At 60.0% G+C, this 25,266-nt stretch carries 18 protein-coding genes; 13 read left to right on the top strand and 5 right to left on the bottom strand.

Going from position 1 to position 25,266, the window contains the following annotated elements:
• Positions 1-630: a hypothetical protein gene (locus Mal65_RS06155; RefSeq protein WP_145294883.1), complete on the top strand. Its 630-nt coding sequence runs from the start codon at positions 1-3 to the stop codon at positions 628-630.
• Here the strand turns inward: Mal65_RS06155 and Mal65_RS06150 are convergent.
• Complete coding sequence (locus Mal65_RS06150; protein WP_145294880.1) at positions 558-1,370, bottom strand: hypothetical protein; 813 nt, start codon at positions 1,368-1,370, stop codon at positions 558-560. The genes Mal65_RS06155 and Mal65_RS06150 overlap by 73 nt on opposite strands.
• Positions 1,371-1,474: 104 nt before the next feature.
• Positions 1,475-4,660 (bottom strand): hypothetical protein, encoded by a 3,186-nt coding sequence (locus Mal65_RS06145; RefSeq protein WP_145294877.1) that lies wholly within the window; start codon positions 4,658-4,660, stop codon positions 1,475-1,477.
• A gap of 296 nt (positions 4,661-4,956) precedes the next feature.
• Between Mal65_RS06145 and Mal65_RS06140 the strand changes: the two genes are divergently transcribed.
• The 8 genes from Mal65_RS06140 (at position 4,957) to Mal65_RS06105 (ending at position 15,506) form a co-directional block, all read left to right on the top strand.
• Positions 4,957-6,549, top strand: a complete 1,593-nt coding sequence (locus Mal65_RS06140; RefSeq protein ID WP_145294874.1) for a sulfatase family protein — start codon at positions 4,957-4,959, stop codon at positions 6,547-6,549.
• Positions 6,550-7,094: 545 nt separating this feature from the next.
• Complete coding sequence (gene rpe / locus Mal65_RS06135; protein ID WP_145294872.1) at positions 7,095-7,844, top strand: ribulose-phosphate 3-epimerase; 750 nt, start codon at positions 7,095-7,097, stop codon at positions 7,842-7,844.
• Positions 7,841-8,431: a histidine phosphatase family protein gene (locus tag Mal65_RS06130; protein WP_196784615.1), complete on the top strand. Its 591-nt coding sequence runs from the start codon at positions 7,841-7,843 to the stop codon at positions 8,429-8,431. Before rpe ends, Mal65_RS06130 begins: the two co-directional genes overlap by 4 nt.
• Before the next feature lie 511 nt (positions 8,432-8,942).
• On the top strand, positions 8,943-10,508 hold the full coding sequence (locus tag Mal65_RS06125) for a DUF1549 domain-containing protein (RefSeq protein WP_145304725.1): 1,566 nt from the start codon (positions 8,943-8,945) through the stop codon (positions 10,506-10,508).
• Positions 10,509-10,565: 57 nt separating this feature from the next.
• A complete protein-coding gene (locus Mal65_RS06120; RefSeq protein WP_145294869.1) occupies positions 10,566-11,834 on the top strand; it encodes a DUF1501 domain-containing protein in 1,269 nt (422 codons plus the stop codon).
• A gap of 128 nt (positions 11,835-11,962) precedes the next feature.
• A complete protein-coding gene (locus Mal65_RS06115) occupies positions 11,963-12,574 on the top strand; it encodes an RNA polymerase sigma factor (RefSeq protein WP_145294865.1) in 612 nt (203 codons plus the stop codon).
• Between the two features lie 3 nt (positions 12,575-12,577).
• Positions 12,578-14,674, top strand: a complete 2,097-nt coding sequence (locus Mal65_RS06110) for a hypothetical protein (protein ID WP_145294862.1) — start codon at positions 12,578-12,580, stop codon at positions 14,672-14,674.
• A 163-nt stretch (positions 14,675-14,837) separates the two neighbouring features.
• Positions 14,838-15,506: a GYF domain-containing protein gene (locus Mal65_RS06105; RefSeq protein WP_145294859.1), complete on the top strand. Its 669-nt coding sequence runs from the start codon at positions 14,838-14,840 to the stop codon at positions 15,504-15,506.
• Between the two features lie 23 nt (positions 15,507-15,529).
• Here the strand turns inward: Mal65_RS06105 and Mal65_RS06100 are convergent, their stop codons facing one another.
• A complete protein-coding gene (locus Mal65_RS06100) occupies positions 15,530-16,372 on the bottom strand; it encodes a class I SAM-dependent methyltransferase (RefSeq protein WP_145294856.1) in 843 nt (280 codons plus the stop codon).
• A gap of 156 nt (positions 16,373-16,528) precedes the next feature.
• On the opposite strand from Mal65_RS06100, the gene gap reads away from it, so the two are divergent.
• Positions 16,529-17,524: a type I glyceraldehyde-3-phosphate dehydrogenase gene (gene gap / locus Mal65_RS06095; RefSeq protein ID WP_145294853.1), complete on the top strand. Its 996-nt coding sequence runs from the start codon at positions 16,529-16,531 to the stop codon at positions 17,522-17,524.
• 385 nt (positions 17,525-17,909) lie between these two features.
• Positions 17,910-19,172: a hypothetical protein gene (locus Mal65_RS06090; protein WP_165701100.1), complete on the top strand. Its 1,263-nt coding sequence runs from the start codon at positions 17,910-17,912 to the stop codon at positions 19,170-19,172.
• Here the strand turns inward: Mal65_RS06090 and Mal65_RS06085 are convergent.
• Both Mal65_RS06085 and Mal65_RS06080 read right to left on the bottom strand, forming a co-directional pair.
• The gene (locus Mal65_RS06085) at positions 19,158-20,468 is read right to left on the bottom strand and encodes a PQQ-binding-like beta-propeller repeat protein (protein ID WP_196784614.1); all 1,311 of its coding nucleotides are present in this window, start codon (positions 20,466-20,468) and stop codon (positions 19,158-19,160) included. The genes Mal65_RS06090 and Mal65_RS06085 overlap by 15 nt on opposite strands.
• A gap of 105 nt (positions 20,469-20,573) precedes the next feature.
• The gene (locus Mal65_RS06080) at positions 20,574-21,638 is read right to left on the bottom strand and encodes an esterase/lipase family protein (RefSeq protein WP_165701099.1); all 1,065 of its coding nucleotides are present in this window, start codon (positions 21,636-21,638) and stop codon (positions 20,574-20,576) included.
• Between the two features lie 226 nt (positions 21,639-21,864).
• On the opposite strand from Mal65_RS06080, the gene Mal65_RS06075 reads away from it, so the two are divergent.
• Complete coding sequence (locus tag Mal65_RS06075; protein ID WP_145294845.1) at positions 21,865-24,279, top strand: heavy metal translocating P-type ATPase; 2,415 nt, start codon at positions 21,865-21,867, stop codon at positions 24,277-24,279.
• Positions 24,276-25,247 carry a deoxyhypusine synthase family protein gene (locus tag Mal65_RS06070; protein WP_145294844.1) on the top strand — a complete coding sequence of 324 codons (972 nt, stop codon included), beginning with the start codon at positions 24,276-24,278 and terminating at the stop codon, positions 25,245-25,247. The genes Mal65_RS06075 and Mal65_RS06070 overlap by 4 nt, the downstream gene beginning before the upstream one ends.
• Positions 25,248-25,266: the final 19 nt, after the last annotated feature.

Here is a 25,266-nt window from a genome sequence, read left to right as displayed (position 1 = left end):
GTGAATCAAGCAGCGATATCTGACCTGTTTCGATCTTTTGCCGACGCGGGACGATTCGTGATTTTGTATCACGACGTCGGGCCAAGTCTATCGCGCACCAATCGTTCGCACTTTGACTGGATGTTCGCCGGCGTGGGCGGTTTGGTGACGTTCGCGGTCGTGCCCGAACAATGGGAACAGGCATTGGCCGAAACGGGCGAAATTCCGGAGACCGGCGTCGGTTCGCACCATGACGTGGTACGGCGAGACCACTGGACGCCGGGGATGCGCGGGGTGCCCGAAAAGCCGATGACAATCACGGCAACCCGATTGCCCGATCACCGCACGAAGTACCTGGAATACGAAGGTCCGATCTCTGGAAACCGCGGCAGCGTCCGCCGTGTCGATTCGGGATTCTTTCGTCAGCGTCCCGATCGCGCATGCCTGGACATTGCGTTTGATGAATGTCCAGCAAAACGCATGAACCATGCCCTTGCACCCGAGCCGGTGTATCGTCATCGCCTATCATTTTCGCCATTGGCACCATGCCCCCCGCCGCGATCGATGGGGGCAACTGATCAGCGGATCTGCGACTTGGATTTTTCCGAAGGGATCAACAACGCCTGGCGTCTGGAATTGGGATCCGGCTGATACGACACGAAACGGTGGATGCTGGTCTTGGGACGATAATCGTTCTTGGCCGATTCGCCCGAACGTCCGGCCAGGCTGATCTGACCTTGTCCCAACTGGATTGATTCCACCAGAACCGGGCGAATGGCAAATTCGGGATGTTCACCGGGGATCGCCAACAGAGCGACCGGACCGGTTTCGGTCATGTCCCATTGAATGTTGATGTCGCCGACGGCAGCCTCACGGCTGATACGATCCAGGAAATGCCCCCAAGGGATCGACAGCGCACCGGCCCTCAAATCTTCCAGGCGAATGGCCAACATGTTGGGTTGTTCGGTCAATTCCACGCTGACTTGGCAGGACACGACCGTGTCAATTCGCCGGTTTTTCAAACGTGCGGCGGCCAACATTCGTCCGTCTTCGATCGCAACACGAGGTTCTGACAGCCCCCGCTGTAACCAGTGCGGAAAACTTTTGGGCAGTTCCTCGGCCAACCAGGCGTTGATTTCCTCATTGGAGAATGTCGCATGCCAGGCACCGGGTTGTTGTGCGGCGTCTTGCAAACGTTGAACGTTTTGGTTCATCCGTCGGGCGGCTTGAACCCGGTCTTGGGCCGTGACGCTTTCATCGCTGCGTTGCGTCGCCAATCGATAGAATTCTGGGACCTGCTGGGTTTGGCGGATCGCCCACCACGCCCACGCGCCTGCCAGCACGGCGATGATCACACAAGCCGCGGCGAATCGCCGAAACCATTTTCGCATTCAACAAGCTCCGCTGCGGACCGGTGCCGATCACGTCGCCTGTGACGACGCCTGACCATGTGCACTAGGGATGGATGTCGGTCGCCCCGATCCGCACCGCGGAATCAGAACCGTAATTGTTGTGGCAGCCAACTGCGAATCCGACCGGTCATGCCTTGATCCGATTCACTGGAATCGGCATCAACGGGACGAACCGCCTGGTCGCTTTTCGATGTGGACGATTTCATTTCCGATCCCGATCGCCGCCGCACAAACGCGGGTTTCAGCGAATCAGCATCCAAATGCAAACCGGCGTGGTCATCTAACAACAATTGGGACCACTGATTTTGTAGAAGTCGGGCGGCGTGTGTCAAATTTTCTTGGCGGACTCCGTCGATCGCCAGGAATGCCAAACGCTGCAATTCGTCTCTTTCGGGCCGCAACGGAAACCACTGCTGCAGCTTCAGGTCGTCAATCCAGACTTTGCCGGAATCCAGCGAATCGATCGCCAATCGCAACTGCTGAGCGTCACGTGGGATGTCCGCGACGGTCAACAAATGCTGTTGATGGCTCCACGCCGAATCGGCTTTCAACCGGATCGTTTGTGATCGTCGGAACGCCTGGCCGCCGGCGTGACCTTCCAACGTGGTACGTAATCGCAGCGGGGGTTGGTTCGATTTGCCGAGCCCACGCAGCGACGCGATGACCGTCAGGCGACCGGTCAAGGGTGCCGCGATCGCATCGCTGATGACCCAAGTCCGATTGTTCGATCCGGGTGGATTGGTCAGGCACAATGATCGATCGCCGCCCGCCGGATTCTTGTCATCCAACAGAACCGCGCCTTCGGGAAACTGGGAATGCACCCAGCCGATCAGTCCCAGTTGGCCGACGGATTCGAAATCACCGTTGGCCAGTCGACAATCACCTTGGGGATGAGTTTGATCGGCCAACTGATCCAGCAAGCCCATCCGCTGGATCACTCGAGTCACGTCGTGCTGAACCGCTTCGGCCAAAGGTTGCCCGCCAACTGGAACGACACGAACCAATCGTGGCACCGGAGCATTTGCCGCCCAGGGAACTGCCGTCCACTGTCCCGGGCCCAAACGATATCTGGTTCCTTCGGGTTCACGATCGCGAGATTCCTGCGTTGTCTTGTCGTGGCGGTCTTGGGTTTCCCCGGTCGTTTGGATGTAGGCATCGACCGGCCAAGGAGCCAGATTGCCCAGCGTCAAAAAATCGGGACGCTTCGTGGCATCCACCGCAGTGCGATTGTCGCCAGTTCTGTCAATTGGTTCAGTTCCGCCGTGCTTGTCATCGACGCGATGGGCGCGTGCGATCACGTAGTCGTGGTGCGAATCAGCGGCCGCCAGCAACGCTCCGTCGCCAGTGGGCAGGGCGGTGAACCGCCGCAACGTGGCCCAAATGCGATCGTCGGACGGCAAAAAATCCGGTGTCACGTGCAGCAAGACAACGTCGGGGTCCAGACGAGCGATCCCCATCTGCAGGTCGCGCCACACCGCTTCCCCCATCGCCGTGGGTTGCCCGATGCCATGGGGCGGTTGTCCACACCACAACGCAATTGGCCGGTCGTGTTGATGATCGACCCGTTCGCGGCGGGGGCATCGCAACCGACTGGCAACCGTGTAGGCCTCTCGTCCCATCGCATAGACATCCACCGTTTCCAGTGATGCGATTGACGATGTCGTTGACGACACCCACGTTGCCCAACCGGGGTCCCGAACAGGCTCGGGTGCATCCTGATGTTCGCCTTGATTCACAGACTCAGCGGACGGTGATTGCATCGTCTGCTGATCGGACGTCAACAGATGACCTTCGGTGCATCGACACCCGCTGGACTCCAGCACGGACCGCAGGATTCGTCGGGGATGCGGCGACAATGAATCCGAAACCACCACGCCGTCGATTCCCATCGTGCGTACAAAATCAACGCACCGCTGGGCGGCAACCCAGTCTTTCTGGGCCTGGCAGGTGGCATCGACAAATTCGTCCTGCAGGGATCGCCAATCGACATCGCCGGTCCATCGCGCCGACCAGTCCGGCGACGTTACCGCCAAGTGGACTTGCCGCCCGCCGGCGATCTTATGCGTACGATTCTGGTTGTTGGTCGGGGAAGGAATGGTGGTCGATTCCAATTCGATCGAGCGAATCAGCACGTCGCCGGGCCCATCGTTGGTCACCGCCAAACGAAAGGTGTCACCGGCACCACGCACCAGCATGCTGGTTTCTTCCCAGCGATCCGCATCGGGATCCAGACCATCGGCCGCGCGATCACCGCTGGCAATGACGCGACAAACCGCGGCATCGCTTGCCCCCGCTTGTTCCGCTGCAACCGTCAACACCGATCCGATGGGTCCGGCGTGACGGATCCGAATCCGATAAAGCCGGCGGTCGTCGGGTCCATTTCGCCCCAACAATTGCCGAGGGTCCAGTTGTCGTGCATGAACCAGTTGCCGAGGATCAATTAACTGGCGTGGATCCAAAAGACTGGACCCGGCATACAGTTCCAACTGGATTGACTGAGTGGCATTCAACTTGGCCGCCAACGAATCCCCCTTGCCCACCGCAGGCAGATTCAAAAGTGGGTTGGGGGTCATCCCTGGCAAATGTGGCAATGCCGAACCGGTGATGGGGTTGGACTTGGGCATCCAGCGGTTGAAAGGACGCAGCGGATCGCCGCCCGCCCGAACCGCGTCCTCGCTACGCCACGTCACCGCGGCAATCGCTTCATCGGAAAGCTGGTCGCCGGTCCATGTTTCGGAGTGTTCGGTTTTGACGTCGGCCGCGTTGACTTTGGTTTCCGGCAACACGACCAAGGTCAGCCGGGTCATCGGCATCAACTCGGTCGCTTTGCGGAATCGATTCCAAGTCGAATCGACAATGTCGGTCAATTGAATCCGCAGCTCGTGGACGCCGGCCGCCAAATCATCGGGCAGGTCCACGGTGATCGTTTCGGTGGAACCCTGGTCATCCCAGGCCGAAGTCGCGGTTTGTCGATCCACATCACGATGCGGTTGAACCGACAGCAGTCGTGCGATGAAGCGAACCGATTGTCCGGTGGTCGCATCACTTCGCGTTGCTTGAATTTGAACTTGGGATGCTGCACGCGGCTTCAGAAACACGGGCGTCTTGGTCGAAACGGGCCGGTCATCAATGACCAGTGACCAAGTCGGTTCCGGGGGCGACGCGGCCGCAGGGGTAACGTCTTGGGACGATTCATCCGCCCCCACCGTGGCCCACAGCAGAGTGCCCAGCAGCAATGCACCGGCGCAGACGCCGCGTCCGATCCACATCCCAGACGACTCGGGTCGTCGGGTGTGATCAGTACAGGCGTTGCAATTCGGTTGGTTGGCCGAATGCGATCGGCGAAGACATCCTTGTCCGTTCATCCATCGCGCAGGTCGGTTCTCCGGCGGGCTTCCGTGAAAGCGGCCTGGGGCTGCCGGCGGGCTTCAGGCCATCACAAACGGTCGCAGCGTATCTGAACTTCTGTCTTCGGGTAAACAGCGAATCGGCGACGGTTGGCCTAAGATGGCATGCCTTCTTGCGTCCCCCCCTCCTTGAACACGCGTTGCCGAGTCCTTCCGACATGCCGTTTTCCCGTTCCAGACGTCCCGCCCGCGGCCCTGCGCCGGTGATCCTGTTTTGTTGTTTCCTTGCCGCAGCGGCCCGCCCACTTGACGCACAACCGGCCACCGAATCGCAGCCGAATCGGTTGAATGTGGTGTTCATCCTGTGCGACGACCACCGCTTCGATTGTCTGGGCGCGGCCGGTCATCCGTTTTTGGAAACGCCCCATTTGGACGCCCTGGCCGATTCGGGGACTCGATTGACGTCGGCGTACGTCACCACGTCGCTTTGTTCGCCCAGTCGCGCTTCGATTTTGACCGGCCAGTACGCCCACAACCACCACGTGATCGATAACTATCACGAAGTCGATCCAAATCTGAGTTTCTTTCCCCAGGACCTTCAAGCCGCCGGGTACCAAACCGCCTTCATCGGCAAATGGCACATGGGTGGCGACGACGACCAGCCCCAACGTGGATTTGATCATTGGATTTCATTCAAAGGGCAGGGGACTTACTGGCCGGACGGTCACGGCACGACACGAGAAGTGCCTCAGACGACCTATGACGGTCTGAACATCAACGGCCAACGTGTGAAGCAAAACGGTTACATCACGGACGAACTGACCGACTACGCAGAAGACTGGCTGAACCAACTGGACCCGGACCGGCCGTTCTTTCTGTATGTCAGTCACAAAGCGGTCCATGCGGACTTTGTGCCGGCGGATCGTCACCGCGGGCGGTACGACGACCAACCCTTGCCGATCACCATCCCCAGTGACGAAACGTTGCACCGGGGCGCGATTCCGATGTGGGTGCGGAATCAACGCAACAGCCGGCACGGCGCGGACTTCGGATACAACCTGGCCGATTTTGATCCCGCGGTCTACTACCGGCGGTACTGTGAATCACTATTGGCGGTGGACGATGGCGTCGGACGTTTGATGCAATGTTTGCGTTCCATCGACGCGGCAGACAACACCCTGGTGATTTACATGGGCGACAACGGATTTCAATTCGGCGACCACGGCCTGATCGACAAACGCACCGCGTACGAAGCGTCGGCGAAGGTTCCTCTGTTGTTCCATGCACCGGGACGTGTGCCGGCGGGCAAAGAGTTTGACGGGTTGGTCGCGGGCATTGATATCGCGCCGACGATTTTGGAAGCGACCGAATCGAAACCAATGACCTCGATCGACGGAACCAGTTTCTGGAAACCGTTGTGCCAAGCGGACGCTTCGCCTTTGGCCGACCGGACGTTGTTGTACGAGTACTATTGGGAACGCAACTATCCTCACACACCCACACTGCATGCGGTTCTTGGCGGCCGATACAAATACATCCGCTGTCATGGACTGTGGGACAAGGATGAACTGTATGACTTGCAAACGGACCCTGACGAACTGGTCAACCTAATTGATGCACCGGAGCACCAGAACCGCGTCGCGAAAATGAACCGACGCCTTTGGGAAATGCTGGAACAGACCGACGGGATGGAAGTTCCATTGCTGGAAGACCGGGGACCACGTTTCCCATGGCGTCATCCCGACAAGACGGACGCGGCCGAATTTCACGACGATTATTTTCACCGCAGCGAGCCGCCGCGCAGGCCTTGATGTCGGGCGTGAGCCGGTTCGGCCGTGGCGATGGCCGACCGTTTCTCGATTGAGTGGGAACCGAGCCCACCAGTGTCGGATCCCCCGATGGCGGACGGCTGTTTTGCATCGAATTGGCCCAACGCGAGGTTGGTGCCCAAAAACCGCACCCACGAAAATCGGATTTTACGGAAAAATCGCAACCTTTAGGCCAGATTCCCAAATGAAGAATCGCCGAGTTTCACGGACTCGGCGGCCATTTCGGGGGAGGCTTCAGCCGGGGATCAGGGAATTCGCCGATTGACACCCGGCCGGCTTCTCTGCAGTCTGTTCCGCCACTTGGCCCGTGAACGCCATTTGCGACCACACACCATCGACACCGCCGATCGAACGACGGGATCTTGGAACGGGGTTTGCGAAAACGCCTTGGACGCCAGTCAGCCGACTGACACCATGGCATGGGGGATGCGGGCTTGGCGTCATCTTTTTCGTCCGGTGCCCGGCGGCATAACCGCCGGGCCGATGGTCGGCGAAGGTGGCTTTGTGAACTCGACGCGAGAGACTGCATGTCTTCTGACGCCAACCGCAATCGATCTGAACGAATCCGCGTGTTTCGCGAGTCAACGCCGATGGTGTTGCCGAGCGTTCTGAACGCGGATTTCGGAGATCTGGGCGGTGAACTCCAGCGACTGACCGATGCCGGTGCCCGGGCGCTTCACCTGGACGTGATGGACGGTCACTTTGTGCCCAACCTGACGTTCGGCATGCCGATCGTCGAAGGGTTGCGACGCCACACCGATTTGCCACTGGACGTGCATTTGATGATCAGCGATCCGCTGCGTTACGCCGGACCGATGGTCGATGCGGGCGCCGACATGCTGACCTTTCATGTCGAAGCGGTCGACGATCCGGCGGCCGCGGCCCAGTCGATTGCCGACCTTGGCGTCGCGGTCGGGGTCGCGATCAACCCGGACGCGTCGATGGACCAATTGGAACCATGTTTGGACCACGTCGACATGGTTTTGATCATGAGCGTCCAAGCCGGCTTTGGCGGACAAGCCTTCAACCCGATCGCGTTGGAACGTCTTCGTTCGCTTCGCAATCAATACCCGGATTTGTTGCTGGAAGCCGACGGTGGCATCAAAGCGTCGAACATTGCCGACGTTCGTGCGGCAGGTTGTGATTGCTTCGTCGTCGGATCGGCGATTTTGAAAAGCGACGACTACGGCAAAGCGATCGACGAACTGAATGACCAGATCGCTTCGGCAAACCCGTCCGGTGCAAACATCAGCCCAGGACAGGAGGCCACACGATGATGTTGTTGTCACGCGCCCCACAGCGGGCCGAAGTCCTGTTGATTCGCCCCGGTTCCACCGAGTTCGATGAACAGGGTCGCATCAAAGGCAGCCTGGACATTCCGCTTAGCAAGTCTGGCAAGCGCGAAGTCGCGTCGATGGCGTCCGAACTGTCCAACCTGAACGTCGGTGTGATCTATGCATCGCCCTGCCGGTCGGCGCAACAGACGGCGAAGCGGTTGGCCGAAGGTCGCGACGTGCGGGTCAAGACGATCGAGTGCTTGCGTAACATCGACCACGGCTTGTGGCACGGGAAGTTGATCGAGGAAGTCCGCCGCAACCAACCGCGGGTCTATCGCGCCGGTCAAGAATCGCCCGACGATTTTTGTCCCCCCGAAGGCGAACCCATCTCGATGGCCAAGGAACGCGTTCGCAAAGGCATTCGCAAGCTCCTCCGCCGTCCCGGGGGCTGCGTGATCGCAATGATCGTCCCCGATCCCCTGGCGACGTTGGTCGAAAGCTGTCTGCGCGGCGAACAGCTGAGCAATCTATGGCAGGCCGAAACGCGGGCCGCCGACTGGACGCTGATCGAAACCACCACCGCGTGACCCGGACCCGGCCCGGCACCGACGGGCCGAAAATCCCCTGGAACCGTTAAATCCGTTCCCTGGGGTGGGAATTCACTGGCCGACGGCATTGCTTGGTACCGGATTTGATCGGTCGCGGCCACGATCGCGTTTGCAGACCGAATACACTGCATCGCACGGTTCAACACCGCTGTTGGTTTCGTCGGTTCGATTCGGACCGATTCGACCGCCGCGGGTACTTTCGCCGCGGATCGGCGTTTGAACTGTGACAAGCCGCCGCACCTTTGACTTTTCGGGGTGACTCTTCTGGGGCCAAACGCGATGCACCGTCGTGGGGATGCCTTGGTGGACGTTGCCGAGGGTTTCGCCGCCGATGATTCGATTGCCTTCATCACCGTTTTCACATCCATCCGCGTCGGGCGGACGTCGCGTTTTGACGGCGTCGTCGATCTGTTTGGCTTGGTTCGTTGTCGCCACCGTTGACGTGCAGATCGCCCGGGCCGATGACGCCGATTCCGTCCAGCGGCCGGAGATGTGTGACAGGATCGACGCCCGCATCGAATCGGTGTGGACCGATTGGGAAATGCGTCCGTCGGCCGAGACGGATGACGCGACTTGGTGCCGACGCGTTTTTCTGGATTTGATCGGTCGGATCCCTTCGGTCGACGAACTGGAATCCTTCACCGACGATCGATCGTCACAGAAAGACGTCGCGCTGGTCCAGCGATTGTTGCACGACGAACGGTACACCGCGGAGTACGCCAATCATTGGGCAGGCATTTGGACCAATCTGCTGATCGGACGTAGTGGCGGCATGGACCGCCGATCGTTGACCGACCGCAGCGGCATGCAAAAGTACCTGCGTGATTCGTTCGCAGGAAATCGGACCTACGACAAGATCGTGTACGACATGATCACCGCGACCGGGTCGACCAAGCCCGGCACCGAGAACTTCAACGGCGCGGTGAACTTTCTGGTCGACAAAGTCAACGCCGAAAAGGGCACGCTGGCGACCAGCAGCACGTCCCGCATCTTCCTGGGCCAACAAGTCCAGTGCACGCAGTGCCACAATCACCCGTTTAATCAGTGGAAACAACAGAAGTTCTGGGAATTCAATTCCTTCTTTCGCCAAACGCGAGCCTTGCGGCGTTTCCAGTCGGGAACCCGCGACATCGATCACGCGGAATTGATCGATCAAGACTTCGCCGGCGAAGCGGGGGATCCGGATGATGCGTTGGTGTTTTATGAATTGCGAAACGGCCTGACCAAGGTCGCGTATCCGGTGTTCACCGACGGGACCGAGGTGGACGTCAGCGGATTCGTCAGCGACGTGAATCGACGGCAGGAACTGGCGCGGCTGATGCTGCAAAGCGAATTTCTGGACAAGATGATCGTCAATCGGATGTGGGCGCATTTCCTGGGATATGGGTTCACTCGACCGATCGATGACCTGGGTCCCCATAACCCGCCGACGCATCCGGAATTGCTGGACGAACTGGCTGCGGAATTTCGCCGAAGCAGTTACGACCTGAAAAAGCTGCAAGCTTGGATCACACTCAGTCGGCCCTATCGATTGTCGGCCACCAAGAACGCGACCAACGAACTGGACGATCCGTCGGTCGGCGAAACGCCCAAGTTTTCGCGTTTCTATCTGCGTCAAATGTCCGCCGAGCAACTGTATCAATCACTGTTGACGGCGACCGGTGCAACGCCCGAGGGCAGCTACGAGGAACAGGAACAACAACGACGGCGTTGGCTGCAGCAGTTTGTCGTCGCTTTCGGTACCGACGAAGGCGATGAAGCGACGACGTTCAACGGATCGATCCCGCAGGCGTTGATGTTGTTCAACGGCGAATTAACGCGGCGAGCTACCAAGACCGAGACGGGTGGATTTCTGGATCGGCTGGCCCGCACATCGAAGTCACCGCGTGAATCGGTAAGGCGCCTATTCTTGGCGGGTCTGGCACGACAGCCGACTGCACCGGAGATTCGCATCGCGGGCAAGCTGATGGCGGCCCGGGGCGGCGACCAGAAAGAAATGCTGGGCGACATGTGGTGGGCGATTTTGAACAGCAACGAATTCATCATGCAACATTGACGACCACGCCCGCACGCCAAAGCAACGCTTGACTTTTCTTCTTTTGGGAAACGGACCATGTTCTTCACCACTCCGACGGGAATGACACGGCGGCACTTCATCAGCCACTTGGCCGGATCATCCGCCATGGCCGCTTCGGCGATGACGCTGGGAAACGCGATCGGTGCCAACGCTGACAGCCTGCGGAAGAACCGCAAGGCGGCGATCCTGTTATGGATGGGGGGCGGTCCGTCGACGATCGACTTGTGGGACTTGAAACCCGGCGCACCGACGGGCGGTCCGTTCAAACCGATCAGCACGACCGGTGATGTGCAGATCTGTGAACACTTGCCGCAGGTCGCCCAGCAGATGCAACATCTGTCGATCGTCCGCAGCATGTCCACTCGCGAAGCGGACCACAATCGCGGCCGGTATTACATGCACACGGGTTTCGTTCCCAACCCGAACATTGAACACCCGACTTACGGCAGCGTTATTTCACACGAATTGATGCACCAGAGACCGGAACTGGAAATTCCCCCCTTCGTTTCGGTCGGCGGCAGCAGTGGTGGCCCTGGATTTTTGGGCATGGCATGGTCGCCGTTTTCGGTGACCAGCGACGGTCGCGTCCGAAACCTGGAAATGCGTTTGGACGACCAGCGTTTGCGTCAACGTGTCGCCGCGTTGGATTTGATCGAAAGCGGATTCATTCGACGAACCCGCGACACGCCGGCCGGCGAGCACGCCAAAGTGCTGGACAAAACCGTCGCGTTGATGACCAGCGATCAGATGAAAGCGTTTGACGTCGACAGCGAACCCGAGGCGATGAAGGAACGGTATGGGACCAACCGTTTCGGCCAAGGCTGTTTGCTGGCCCGTCGGTTGGTGGAATCCGGTGTGCCGTTTGTGGAGGTCGACTTGGGCGGCTGGGACAACCACCAGGGGATCCATGCGACCCTGCGCGATCAACGCTTGCCCGTGTTGGACCAGGCGATGAGCGCTTTGGTCGAAGATCTGAACCAGCGTGGCATGTGGCAGGACACGGTGGTCCTGTGGATGGGCGAATTCGGGCGGACGCCGCGGATCAATCAAAACGCCGGACGCGACCACTTTGCCAGGGCCTGGTCCTGCGTCGTCGGGGGCGGTTCGCTGCGAGGCGGTATCGCCGTCGGGCAAACGAATGCGGACGGAACCGCGGTGGACACCGAGCCGTATAGCAGCGAAGACCTCATGTCGACCGTTTGCCACGGCTTGGGAATTTCCACCGATAAGACCTTCACCAGCAAGAACGGCAGGCCGATGAAGATTGCCGGGGGTGGTAAACTGATTACCGAACTGACGGCTTAGCGAAGCGGATCGTCACTGCGGCACCACCAACGGGGCACGGGGGCGATCGTCGCGGGGCCTTGATGGAAGGAAACTGTTTCGCCCAAGCCGCTTGGTAACGACCGACTTCGCCCCGCTGTGAAAGCTTGATGCCCGGATCGGATGACCCGCCCGCCGCGTCGACCGATCCGGATGGTCGCCCTGTGACGCCACAGGTCCCGTCCGACGAATCGGCCGACGACGCGAATTTGACGCCCGCCCAGCTGATCCAACGCCACCAGCGTGGCGTCTGGAGATACCTGCGCATGCTGGGATGTGACGAAGCCACGGCGGATGATTTGACGCAGGACACATTCCTGCGAGTACTGCGGCGGAAAAACTTCGTTCAACACAATGATTCCGCGACCGCCGGCTATCTGCGTCGCACCGCCTACAACTTGCTGATTTCCCAGCATCGAAAGACCGGGCGAATGCGAACGGTGGGTGATTCGGTGGTCCTGGATGAAGCCTGGCAACGCTGGGCCGGAAAGGATTTGACCGGTGACGCCGCAACCGATGCGTTGCGGCAGTGTTTGAAACAATTGACCGATCGCGCCCAGATGGCGTTGCGGATGCGGTTTGCCGAACAGGCCAGCCGCATCGAAATTGGCGACGCGCTGGGGATCACCGATCACGGCGCGCGAAACCTGATGCAGCGGGCCAAGAAACAACTACGTGAATGCGTCGACCAACGTCTGAATCAGACCGAGTCCGACACCTGAACCATGAACGCGACGAACCCAAACGACCGCGAATTCGACGACGGCGACGAAGGCCAGGACTTGGTCTTGGACGGCCTGCTGCGCGAAATCCTGAACAACAGTGATCCGCCCGACCTGTCGTCAAAGATCCTGCGTCGATTGAGCCAGGAAACCGAAAACGTCCAGCCACCGCCGGTCGTTCGGCGTGACCGAGTTTCGGAGGTGGAAAGCGACGGCTCGGACGCGCCGCAAGATTCTCGCTCGGTGGTCCAGCCCTCGAGTGGGCCCGATGCGTCGGGTTCCAAAACAACGTTGGCCGTGGTGATGACCTTGGCCGCTTCGTTGTTAGTTGCCTTGGCCTGGTACGGCTGGGACACGCGACCGACCGGTGACGCCCCCTCGGTGGCTGAAAAGCCGCCGGGTACCGACAAGGACACCGTGGCCGCCGATAACGAATCGGGGCAGGGCGATGCATCCAAGCAAAACGATGCACCGGAGCCCCACGATCAATTTGCGGCGACGTCGGATCGACCGACGGATTCGGCTTTGGCCGAGGCGTCCCCCGACAACTTGCCGAGCGTCAAAACGCTTCACGACGGCAGCGACGGCTCCGGTGCAACCACCCGCAACAACCCACCAAACACCGCGGTGGCAATGCAGCGGATCGAACGCTGGCTGGAATCACAACGACCACCGGCGTTGAACGTCGCGGTGGTTGATGACCTGTTGGACGACCAGTTCGAACGCTACTGGACATCGCTTGGCGTCACACCGACACCACCGCGAAGCGATCAACAATGGGCCCAGTTTGTACGCGACCGCTTGAACGTGGATCTGGATCCTTCGTTACACGACGATGCGGACCGGATTCGAAAGGTGCTGAGGGGTCCCGACCAGTCCAAGACGGTCGCACGTCAACTGTTGGACGATTGGACCGACGGCGGTTTGCAAAGTGTGGGAACACAAAAGCGACAATCGTTGATTCAGTCGTTGGCTGAAGTGATCCGCGACGGTGACAACGCGGCGGTGTGGTTGGCGGACTTGATGGGCGGACAGCATCCCGATTCCGCCGCGTTTGCCAAAGCGATGTCGCGGGGCGGTCCACACGCGATGGTGGGACGATTCGCATCGTTGTCCATGGGGCGCGACGTTCGTTGTTTACGCTGCCATGACGCGTTGGTCGACACCGGCGCGGCCCAGCAAGAATATTGGGCTTTCGCTAGCTTGATTCGAAATCGTCCATCCAGCGACGCCGGTTCGCCGGTCTTCTTTGACGCGACGGACGGACGACGGGTGATGACCCGACCGGGTGCAGCGATCCGCTGGGTGGTCGGTGACACTTGGCCGGCGCCGACCGCTTCACGCGGCGGCAATGGCGATCGCGAAGTTCTTGACTTGGAAGGCCGAATCGAACAACGAACGCGGTGGGCTCAATCTTTGACGCGTTCACCCGCGGTCGCCGATGGTCTGGTCAACGCGATCTGGGAATCGGTTTATCAACGTCCGCTGCAGGGTAGCTTGGTCGACGTCGACAGTGCGCCGATGGACGCGACTTTGGGCCAGATCGAACAAACGTTGGTTGCCGATCTGTGGGCCAATCAATTCGACTTGGCCCGGACCATTGCGTTGGTCGTCGCATCACCACCGGCCGATCGGACAACCGCCACGTCGCTGTCGACCGACCAACCGTGGACGATCGATCCGGCCGACGATCAAGCCTATGCGGCCTTTGCGGCTTCGCGGGCGGCGGTCAGTCGGATCTCGATGCGCAAGCGAGGCGAATTGGTGATGGCGACCGGCGGTGGATTGCTGCGGATCGAAAACGACCAAGTCGTCTTGGCCCAGGGACTTCACGCGGGTGCCGCCAACGATGACGGCGTTTCGGCGCGGGAACGCTTGCGTCAGTTGCAGATGCGTGATTTCCCGGTCCGCGAAGACACGTATCCCGTCGCCTGGTTGGCCAGCGTGGCCGATGCCGATTCGCGGCTGGATCACCTGTGCTTCCTGGCGGGTTGGGACGACGTTCCGCCGCTGGTTTCCGAAGCGGATCGTTCGATGCGTGACGGCCAGATTCCCGAAAAGCTGCGTCTGCATCGTCTGTGGTGGATGATCCAGCCCTGATTCCTGATAGTCATCAGCGGGCATCGGCAGGGTCAGTCCGTGGGGGACGAATCGTGGTGACGATTGCACTACACTGTGGGTGCACGGCACGGATAAGTTCGCGCCAGAAACACCCCGCCGGATTGACACCGTTCGGCCCGCTTTTCGATCTGATCTTGACGCCATGGGAATCCGATTTGCCTGCCATCATTGTGGCAAGCGACTGAACATCAAGAACGAATTGGCGGGAAAGCGAGGCGTTTGTCCGGAGTGCAAGAAGCGATTTCGGATCCCTTTGTCCGACGCTGATTTTTCGATCGCCGTTGATGCCGGCGATGACGCGGCCAGCGACGACACCGGTCAAAAGCCACCAGTCCAGCCGGCCGTGACCGCGCCGATCGCGGATTCGTTGCTGGACGATCCGGACGCGGCTTGGTACGTCCGGCCGGCCGAAGGAGGTCAATACGGGCCGGCGACCAGCGAAACATTGGCCCAGTGGATCGACGATGGTCGCGTGGCCCATGACGCCCTGGTTTGGCGTGACGGTTGGCCCCAGTGGCGACCGGCCCCTGAAGCGTTTCCGGAACGAGTGGACAAATTGCCCGTGGCGTCGCAGGCGGTCGACGCCCGCACCGAGGTGGCCGCCGATGCCGGCAACACAGAGCCCGCGGCGCCCGAAACGGACAACGTCGCCGCCGTCGATCCCACCGGCGACGCGATTCAATTAGCCGGAGATCCCGCGATCGGCGCGACTCGTGGCAAACGGACGGACCGGCGTGGGGTTTCGATCGGCATGCTGGCCGGCGTGTGCGTGGCGCTGGTCGCCGTCTTGATTTACGTCGTCACCCGCTAGTCACCATCATTCCGATCTGCAGTTCACTGCGCGACCACGATGAACCCGCCGATCTTTGACGGCAAACGAGGTCGCCTCGACAAAAAGCCCGTGCCATCGGCGGCGATTCGGTGCACCTGATCGACGGTCCAACCGGCCTGGCGAACCGCAGTCGTGATTTCACGTTGTGAAAACCGGTGCAAGAACATCTGGCTGAGCCCGCGATAGGCATACACATGATCGCCAAATTCGTGATCCTTCCGTGTCCAGGCCTTCACCGCCGAAGCCAACCAGCGACGCATTCCGCCGGGCTCGGCAAACCAGGCCGCACGATGGTGGACGTGAATTACCAGCCGGCCCCCGTTGCGGGTCATCCGGCGGGCGTGCTGCAGCACCGCGTTTCGATTGGCACGTCCCTGAATCATGCCCAGCGTGCTGAACATGCAGATGGTGTGGTCGATTGAATCGTCGGCCAGCGAATCCAGTTCGACCAAATTTGCTTGGACCGGAAAGATGCGTCCGACCGGTGAATCGGGCTGTGAATCCGTCGGGATCTCTTGGGTGACCCGCCGCATCAGGTTCTGCAGCATCGGCCGGCTTAGGTCGATCGCGACCACGTCATAGCCGCGTCGGGCCAGCGGAATCGCCGATCGGCCGGTGCCGCATCCCAAATCGGCGACCCGACAGCCTGCGGTTTCGCGTCGCGGGAACAATTCCGCCAGGAATTCATCATCTAGGTGGCACAGCGGGGTATCGGCCACAAACGCGTCGTAATGGTCGGCGATCGTCCGCTGATGAAGATACTGCCAGGTTCCCGGCGCCACGCCACGCGGTCGTCGCCACTGTGGCGGCGTCGGATCGGGCGGGGGCTGTTTCAAGTCGGTCATGCTTTCCTATAATCCCGCTCCGTGAACGACGTGTCAGCGGTCTTCCTACGACCGTCTGCATCATGGTCCCCACAGAATCTATTCCACCGCCGGCCTGGGGTCTGTAGCGACTTTGGCTTGGCTGATGTCCCAAGAGAGAACAGAAAGAGACGAACCGTGGCAGTTAAAGTCGGAATCAATGGTTTTGGTCGTATCGGCCGGATGGTGTTTCGTTCGTCGGTCACCCGCGACGATATCGAAGTGGTCGCGATCAACGACTTGTTGGACGTTGATTACTTGGCCTACATGCTGCAATACGACTCGGTTCACGGCCCGTTCAAGGGCGAGGTTGCTGTCGACGGCGACGCCCTGGTCGTCAACGGCAAAAAGATCCGCATCACCGCCGAAACCGATCCCGCCCAACTGAAATGGGGCGACGCGGGTGTCGACGTCGTCGTTGAATCGACCGGTATTTTCTTGACCGCGGATTCCGCACAAGGCCACTTGGACGCCGGTGCCAAGAAGGTCGTGATGTCGGCACCGTCCAAGGACGACACCCCGATGTTCGTCATGGGCGTTAACGACGACAGCTATGCCGGCCAAAAATTCGTTTCCAACGCTTCGTGCACGACCAACTGCTTGGCACCGCTGGCCAAGGTCTTGAACGACAGCTTCGGCATCAAGCGTGGTTTGATGACCACCGTTCACGCCGCCACCGCGACCCAAAAAACCGTCGACGGACCTTCGAAGAAGGACTGGCGCGGCGGCCGCGGCATCCTGGAAAACATCATCCCGTCCAGCACCGGTGCGGCCAAAGCCGTCGGAAAGGTCATTCCGGAATTGAACGGCAAGCTGACCGGCATGGCGTTCCGCGTTCCCACCAGCGACGTTTCGGTCGTCGACCTGACCGTCGAACTGGAAAAGGAAACCACCTATGAAGACATCTGCAAGGCGATGAAGGCAGCCGCCGATGGCTCGATGAAGGGTGTCCTGGGCTACACCGAAGACAAGGTCGTTTCGACCGACTTCCGTGGCGAAGCTCGCACCTCGGTCTTCGACGCCGGCGCCGGAATCCAACTGGATGGCACCTTCGTCAAAGTCGTCTCCTGGTACGACAACGAATGGGGCTACAGCAACAAGGTGCTGGACCTGGTCGCGAAGATCAGCGAGTAATCGTCGACCGGATGGCAAGTGATTCGATCCCGAATCGCTTCACCGCAACCGAATCAAACCTGCCGCGCAGCGGGCCCGCCGAACCATCGGCGCGGCCCGCTGGGTTTTTTAAGCCCTCCCCCAATTTTGCCTGCGGCCGGCAAAGGCATGCGTTTTCAAAGCGGCGTGCCGGTTTCCCGGCGAGACGTGGCGATCTTCCTATACAGATATGGCAATCTCGCATTGACCGGCGCGTCGGCTGCTTGGTAGGTGGACATGAGCGAAATTCAGAATTTTCCTTCATTCCAGCGCCGCACCCGGCAAATTGATCGCAAACACGCCGTCGCCGCCCCACCCGCTTACGCCGCCATCGAGCGCCGCGGCGTTTCGCCTGTTACACGTCGCGGTGCTGTTGATCGGCATCGCAACACTGAGCGGTTGCCGCAGCCGTGCGAAGCAGGACTTGTACGTCCAAAAGCTGACCAGCGAAGTCCGATTGCTGGAAGACCAGCTGTACCAGGCCGATTACGAGAACCAAGTGCTGGCTGAAAAGCTGCAACGTGAACGCGAACGCCGCGAACGAGCACGATCGGCTGTGAATGCCGAACCACGTTCGACCTACCGAAACCCACCGACCGAGCTGGCGCAACCGCGGACGACCACACCCCGCACCGAATCGACGGATCCGCCCCCCAGTCCGATCGCCGACCAGCGACCGGATGCCGATCCGGTCCCCGATGCGATTGAACCGTCCGATACAGCAATCCCACCGGCCGATTCGCCCAAGGCCGATGCGACCAACCGAGTGTTGCCACCGGCGGGCGACGACAGCGGCATGCCCGATTTAGACGACCTGGATGATCCGAGTGCTTGGATCGACGAAGGCGAAGTCATTCCGCCCGGTGTGGGCGATCTGGAAAACAATGGGGCGCCCAATACACTGCCGGCCCCGGCCGACGACACCGGCACACCCGACATCGGCGAAGCGACTCCGCCCAGCGAGCCGGAACCGCCGGGAACGTTCGATTTGCAGATCCCGCCCATCGAACCGGGTGAAATCCTGCCGCCACCGGCCCCGGGGACCCCCGCCGAAGATCCCCCCGGGAAGGTGCCGTTGCCCGATTCGCTGAAAGAACTGGGCGTCCGATCCGATGCCTCGCCGATCAAGCTGTCACTTCATCGCGGCTTTTCCGGTCCACACCAGTTCGGCGACGAAGACCATCCGGCCGATCAGCTTGCCAACGGCATGCTGTTGACCGTGACGGCCACCGACCTGTCGGACCGACCGCTGGATCTGGCCGAATTCGACATCGACGCCAAGCTGAACGTGGTTGCGATCGACCCGAACGAGACCGATGAGCACGCCGTTCTGGCGAAATGGGAATTTGACCCTGCCGAAGTCCGCGGGCTGGTCAGTCGAGTTCCAGTCAGCGGCCTGCGAATTCCCGTCATGTGGGACGACGTCCCGCCGTCGGTCAGCGAAGTGGTCATCCAAGCGACTCTGGCGACCGACGACGACAAATTGTCATGCGAAGGTGTCGTGCGGCTGGACAAACCCGCCGGTGCGAACGGTTGGATGCCTCGGGGCGACGATGTCCAGCGTGTAAAGACCGCGATGGCCGACGAACCCGACGCCGATACGAATTCATCAAGCTCAACGATTCGCTGAACCGGTCCAACGATATAAACGCAGCGAATTCAAGTCTCGCACGACGACCAGGTCGTCACGGACGGCCAGGTGAGCCCAAGCGTCGGCGGCGACTTGGGATGTATCCACCACGCGAAACTTGTCCGGCGTCGGTTCGATCAAACGCAGAACGCCGTCATTGGCAAGCGACAAGATTTGCCGATCGTTGTGGACCAGGCTGCAGTAATCGCCGATCGGCCGCGACGTCCAACGAATGCTGCCGTCTTGTAAATCCAAGCAAGTGAACCGCTGGTTCTTCAAATGCAGATACACGTTGCCGTCAATCACGACGGGCGATGACATGTAACCCTGCGTCTTTTGACTCCAAACCTCATTGACCGTCGAGCCTTCTGGATCGTCGTTGGCGATCTGAAACAGGTGGCTGCGTCCGCTGTGGGCGGCGGTAAAGATTCGGTCGCCGATCACAAGCGGCGTCAAGATATTCATTCCCCGAAACGCCTCCACCGGCGTCTTCCAAAGCACGGTCCCATCGTCGGGATCCACGCCGCACAACTCCAGTCGTGTTTGCACCACCAACTGTTTCTTGCCCGCGATCACCGCCATGACCGGACTGGAAAACGCGCCACTGGACATCATGTCCGACGAACCGCCCAAGACCGTCCACAGGACTCGCCCGGTGGCCAAGTCCACCTTAATCAGCCCACCGCCGGACTGCACATAAACGACGTCCCCGTCAATCAGTGGAGAGCAAACCGCACCGAAAGGTTGCAGGGGCGTACCCTCGCTGGCAGGCAAGTCGTTCCTCCAATTCTCTTGGCCGGTCTGCGGATCCAACGAAACCAACACGTCCCGCATCCCCAGAATCACCAAATGACCGGGAACGCACGCGGGGGTGGAACGAATCCAATCACCGTTCTTGGCGGCAAAGAACGGGACCGCCATATGACCTTCCCAGCGACGGTTCCAAACCATTTGCCCGTCGGACAACCGATACGCCGTGACCTGTTCATACTTGCGGTCAATGGTTTCGGTGGTGAAGACCAGATCATCCAGCAATACCGGCCCGCTGTAGCTGGGTGAATGATCTTTGGACCATTGCAATTGCAACCTGCCGTCCAGCTTGTCCGGCCACGACGATCCCGGGATGCGTCCATCGCGATCGGGGCCACGCCACTGGTTCCAGACGCTTGCACCGGAGCCCGTTTGATCCCCGGTTGTCGTGACAGCGGAGTCCGCCGCGGACGCCGAACGAGCGTCTGGGATCGAAGCAAACAGCACGAATCCCAAAAACAACGCAGCGTGAATGATTCGATTCAAAGCAGTCTTCTCCCCGATGCAGTGTCGAGCGACGCATGCGTCGCTCGACGCACTGTGATAACGACAGCCCAAAAGCTCGGTAACTCTAGCCGGCGGTCAATCCGCTCAGTTTGCATCCGAGACTTCGGGTGTACCGGTCGGCAATTCCTTCAAGCCCAAGTGGGTCTTTAGGAAATCGATGGTGTACGCCTGGACGTCGGGATCGTCCATGATGAACGAATGCAGCAGGGGAAACGTCTGGGTGTCGGCCGCCCCGGGCAAATAAGCTTCTTCGACGCTGACGACAAAGTCACCGGCGCCCTCGGTCAACGGGTTTTGGATGGCTTCATCGGACATGTCTCCCGCGACGATGGCGAAGGGGAACGGCGGAATGGCCAAGTGCTTTTCCAGTTTTTCAAATTCCGGCCCCAACTCCATGCCGCCCTGGCCGGTCACGATGCCGAACACGCCCGTTTGCGCCAATCGCTTGGCAATGATCGCGCCCTGGTTGGGCGGCCCCAACATGACCATCGCCTTGCAGCGTGGCAGCAAATGGTCCGGATCGCCGGACGCTTGCAGATCGGCAATCAAGTGCCGCACAACAATGTTCCCCATGCTGTGGCCGACGAAGGCGATCGGCCGATCCTTGGGCAGCGACCGCAGCGTATCGGCCAGTGCCGCGGCATGTTCGGCGACGCCGCCTCGCGTGCTGGCATAGCTGTAGGTCACCGCGTCCAACTGTTCGTCTTTTTCGATCGCGTCTTCCAAGCCCATCATCGACCGGTGGCTGCGGAACAATCCGTGCAGCAACATCACGATGGGTTTGCCGCCGGCGTCCGACGCGACCGCGGGCTTCAATGGGCACAGTTGATCCAAGACGGCTTCACAGGCCTCGCGGCTGCCCCAAGCCCGCCGAACGTCTTTCTGGTCCAACAGCCGCCAGTGCTTGGTCAACACGTTCTGCTGAATCCGGTATTCTTCCCGGTGCACGTGGTCGGTCCAAAACTGTGAACCTCCGGCCGTTTTCAATGGCACATTCCACATGGATTTGGGTGCCGGTCGGTCTTCGGATGACACCTCGGTCTCCTGAGCGTCGGAACGTACCTGGAAAACGCAATTTTGAATCACAGCGGCGACCGTGATTGCGGCGGCGAATGATGCCAGCTGGGCGACTGATTTTATAGAACGCATGGCGAACGCGATGATGGGTGGCAAGTGATTTGCAAAGTCGAATCTTGGGGGGATCCATCGGAGCGAAAAGACGGCCTTTGGAACAGAACCGAGCGTCCCGCCGGAATACAGAGCCCGCCCACGGCCCCGATCTTCGCCCCCGAACCGAAATTCTTGATTCGAGGTGCTGAATCCCCGCCCGAGCCCGAGGGCAGGGAAGCACCCTTTTTGAAAAAGATCCATCACCATGAACAGGACCGCCGACGCGATTGATCCCGTATGCGGCATGACCGTTGATCCCGACGGGGCGCCGCACCGACATCACCAGGGCACCGATTATTACTTCTGTTGTCCAGGCTGTGCAGAAAAATTCGCATCGGACCCCGAAAGCACGTTGCGACGACGGCGCGAAAAGGATGCGGCCAAGGCCCAGGGTCATGGGGCATGTTGCGGCGGCGGTGATGGCGGGCTGCCCGTGCTGCAAATCGGCGGCGGCAGCAACCCTGGCGTCTCCACCGGTGATCCGGACGCCGTTTATATCTGTCCGATGCACCCCGAAATCGAACAGATCGGGTTCGGCGATTGTCCGATTTGCGGAATGGACTTGGAACCCAAGCAGGTGCAAGTCGCCGGCGATGTTGCCGATGATCCCCAGTACCAAAACATGCGGCGTCGTTTCTGGATCGGCGTCGCGTTGTCGATCCCGCTGCTGATCCTGTCGATGGGCCCGATGGTCGGCATACCGATCACCGAATCGGTTTCGCCGCGTGTGGGCGGTTGGCTGCAATGGGCATTGGCGACGCCGATTGTTTTCGGATGCGGTTGGCCGCTGCTCGTTCGTGGCGTCAAGTCGTTCCAAGGTTGGAACCTGAACATGTTTTCGCTGATCGCGGTGGGCACCCTTGCCGCCTACGCGTTCAGCACGGTCGCATTGATTGCGCCGGCAGTGGTCCCCGATGCGTTTCGTTCCGGGGACGGCCTGCCCCTGTACTTTGAATCGGCCGCGGTCATCATCACCCTGGTTTTGATGGGCCAAGTCCTGGAACTGCGTGCCAGAGGTCGCACCGGAGATGCCATTCGCCAGTTGATGGAACTGACACCCGACACGGCACACCGAATGGACGACGGTGGCAACGAAACCGACGTGTCACTTGCCGAAGTTCGTCAGGGGGACCGATTGCGGATTCGACCTGGCGAAAAAATCCCCGTCGATGGCGAAGTGGTCGATGGCCAAAGCCACGTCGATGAATCCATGATCTCCGGCGAACCGATTCCGGTAATGAAGCAGACCGGCGATTCGTTGACCGGCGGCACCTTGAACCAGTCGGGCGCATTGACGATGACGGCGACCAATGTCGGCGACGAAACCGTGCTCAGCCAAATCGTTCAAATGGTGGCCCAAGCCCAACGCAGCCAGGCTCCGATTCAACGACTTGTCGACAAGGTTTCCCAGTACTTTGTTCCCGCCGTCATTGCTTCCGCGCTGATCGCCTTCGTTGCCTGGTGGGCTTTGGGACCGGAACCAACCTTGGCACATGCCTTTGTTGCCGCCGTGGCCGTACTGATCATCGCCTGCCCCTGTGCGTTGGGCCTGGCAACACCAATGTCCGTGATGGTCGGTGTTGGTCGTGGTGCCAGAGAAGGCGTCTTGATCAAGGATGCCGAAGCGATCGAAGTGATGGAGAAAGTCGACACCATCGTGGTGGACAAAACAGGCACGCTAACGGTCGGTCGTCCGGAAGTCACAAACGTTCGAAGCATTGGCGACGATGCTTCGGAAACCTGGATGCGTCTGGCGGCAATCGCCGAATCGTCAAGCGAACACCCGCTGGGGCGGGCCATCGTCCGGCACGCCGCCGATGAACCGTTGCCGACGCCCGAAGCCTTTGAAAGCACCACGGGTCGTGGCGTCACCGCACAACACGATGGTCACGTGATTCGCGTGGGGCAACCGGACTGGCTATCGGACAATGGCATCGACGTTCCAGAAAATGCCACCACGACGATGACCGAATTGCAGTCCGATGGTGCGACCGCGGTGCTGGTCGCAATCGACGATGCGGTCCGCGGTGTGATCGGAATCACCGATCCGATCAAGCCGTCGACCGAACATGCGATCGCGACTTTGCATGATTCCGGCAAGCGGATTGTGATGATGACCGGTGACGCACGGCCGACCGCTCTTGCGGTCGGCCAGACACTGGGGATCGACGAAATCCATGCGGGTGTCACACCACAGCAAAAGCATGACCTTGTCCGCGACATGCAGCGTGAAGGTCACGTGGTGGCGATGGCCGGCGATGGAATCAACGACGCCCCGGCCTTGGCGGCGGCCGACGTGGGCATCGCCATGGGAACCGGCGCGGGGGTCGCCATCGATTCAGCCAAAATCACGCTAGTCGGCGGTGATTTGCGAGGCGTCGCCGCTGCGGAATTGCTAAGCCGAAAAACCATGGCCAACATCCGCCAGAACCTGTTCTTTGCGTTCGTCTACAACGCGGTGGGCGTTCCGATCGCTGGCGGCTTGCTTTATCCCTTGCTCGGTTGGATGCTAAGCCCGATGATCGCCGCTGCGGCGATGAGTTTTAGCAGTGTTTCGGTCATCGCCAACGCCCTGCGACTTCGCAACCTTCGCTTACAACTGGACCGAGGAAACGAGTGAACGTTTCGGAATTTTTGGACCAACACTTTCATCACTTCAACGCCCGCGAAACCGTCCAGGCGGCTCGCGTCTATCGCGACTTTGTCCGGCCCGATGGTGGTGGCGGAAAGATGATGGTGACTCTGGCCGGTGCCATGTCCACTGGTGAAATCGGTCGTTCGCTGGCGGAGATGATTCGCCAGAACAAAGTTCATGCCATCACGTGCACCGCCGCCAATCTGGAAGAAGACGTCTTCAACTTGGTCGCCCACGACGAATATCGCATTGTCGAAGACTGGCGAGCCTTGTCGGTACAGGACGAGGTCAAGCTGCGCGACGAAGGTTTCAATCGCGTGACCGACACCTGTATTCCCGAAACGGTGATGCGGCACCTGGAAGCCCGTCTGTTGAAGCTATGGCAAAAGGCCGCCGACGAAGGTGAATCGCACAGTCCGGCTTGGTACATGATGGAAGTGCTGCGGGACGAAACCCTGAAAGAACACTACCAGATCCCGGTGGAAAACAGTTGGCTGATGGCGGCGATGCAAGCCGGCATCCCCGTTTTCGTTCCGGGATTCGAAGACAGTACCCTGGGCAACATCTTTGCCGCACGCGTCTACGAAAAGAAGGTCGCCCGGCACGACGTGTATTGGTCGGGCACACGCCAGATGGAAGCGTTGATCCAGTGGTACCAGGACACAGCGGCCGACAGCCCGATCGGCTTCTTCCAAATTGGCGGCGGCATTGCAGGTGACTTTCCGATTTGCGTCGTGCCGTTGTTGATCCAAGACTTGAAGCTGGACATTCCTTTGTGGGCGTACTTCTGTCAAATCAGTGATGCGGTGACCAGCTATGGCGGTTACAGCGGCGCTGTGCCGAACGAAAAAATCACTTGGTACAAACTGGAACCGGAAGCCCCCAAGTTCATGATCCAAAGCGATGCTTCGATTGTGGCTCCGCTGATGTTCGCCTACGTCCTAGGCTGGTAAATCGACTTGGGCAAATTGA

Origin of the sequence: Crateriforma conspicua (genome assembly GCF_007752935.1) — a bacterium.
Taxonomy (GTDB): Bacteria; Planctomycetota; Planctomycetia; order Pirellulales; family Pirellulaceae; genus Crateriforma; species Crateriforma conspicua.
The sequence above is the reverse complement of the archived record's forward strand: the minus strand, read 5'-3'. Positions and strand labels throughout refer to the sequence as shown.

Bases quoted from the DNA above. Each gene is read 5' to 3' on its own strand.
- Mal65_RS06100 (WP_145294856.1), bottom strand. From the start codon at position 16,372: ATGACCGACTTGAAACAGCCCCCGCCCGATCCGACGCCGCCACAGTGG.
- Mal65_RS06140 (WP_145294874.1), top strand. From the start codon at position 4,957: ATGCCGTTTTCCCGTTCCAGACGTCCCGCCCGCGGCCCTGCGCCGGTG.
- Mal65_RS06150 (WP_145294880.1), bottom strand. From the start codon at position 1,370: ATGCGAAAATGGTTTCGGCGATTCGCCGCGGCTTGTGTGATCATCGCC.
- Mal65_RS06080 (WP_165701099.1), bottom strand. From the start codon at position 21,638: ATGCGTTCTATAAAATCAGTCGCCCAGCTGGCATCATTCGCCGCCGCA.
- rpe (WP_145294872.1), top strand. From the start codon at position 7,095: ATGTCTTCTGACGCCAACCGCAATCGATCTGAACGAATCCGCGTGTTT.
- Mal65_RS06115 (WP_145294865.1), top strand. From the start codon at position 11,963: ATGCCCGGATCGGATGACCCGCCCGCCGCGTCGACCGATCCGGATGGT.
- Mal65_RS06130 (WP_196784615.1), top strand. From the start codon at position 7,841: ATGATGTTGTTGTCACGCGCCCCACAGCGGGCCGAAGTCCTGTTGATT.
- Mal65_RS06110 (WP_145294862.1), top strand. From the start codon at position 12,578: ATGAACGCGACGAACCCAAACGACCGCGAATTCGACGACGGCGACGAA.
- Mal65_RS06145 (WP_145294877.1), bottom strand. From the start codon at position 4,660: ATGTGGATCGGACGCGGCGTCTGCGCCGGTGCATTGCTGCTGGGCACT.
- Mal65_RS06125 (WP_145304725.1), top strand. From the start codon at position 8,943: ATGTGTGACAGGATCGACGCCCGCATCGAATCGGTGTGGACCGATTGG.
- Mal65_RS06075 (WP_145294845.1), top strand. From the start codon at position 21,865: ATGAACAGGACCGCCGACGCGATTGATCCCGTATGCGGCATGACCGTT.
- Mal65_RS06105 (WP_145294859.1), top strand. From the start codon at position 14,838: ATGGGAATCCGATTTGCCTGCCATCATTGTGGCAAGCGACTGAACATC.
- Mal65_RS06120 (WP_145294869.1), top strand. From the start codon at position 10,566: ATGTTCTTCACCACTCCGACGGGAATGACACGGCGGCACTTCATCAGC.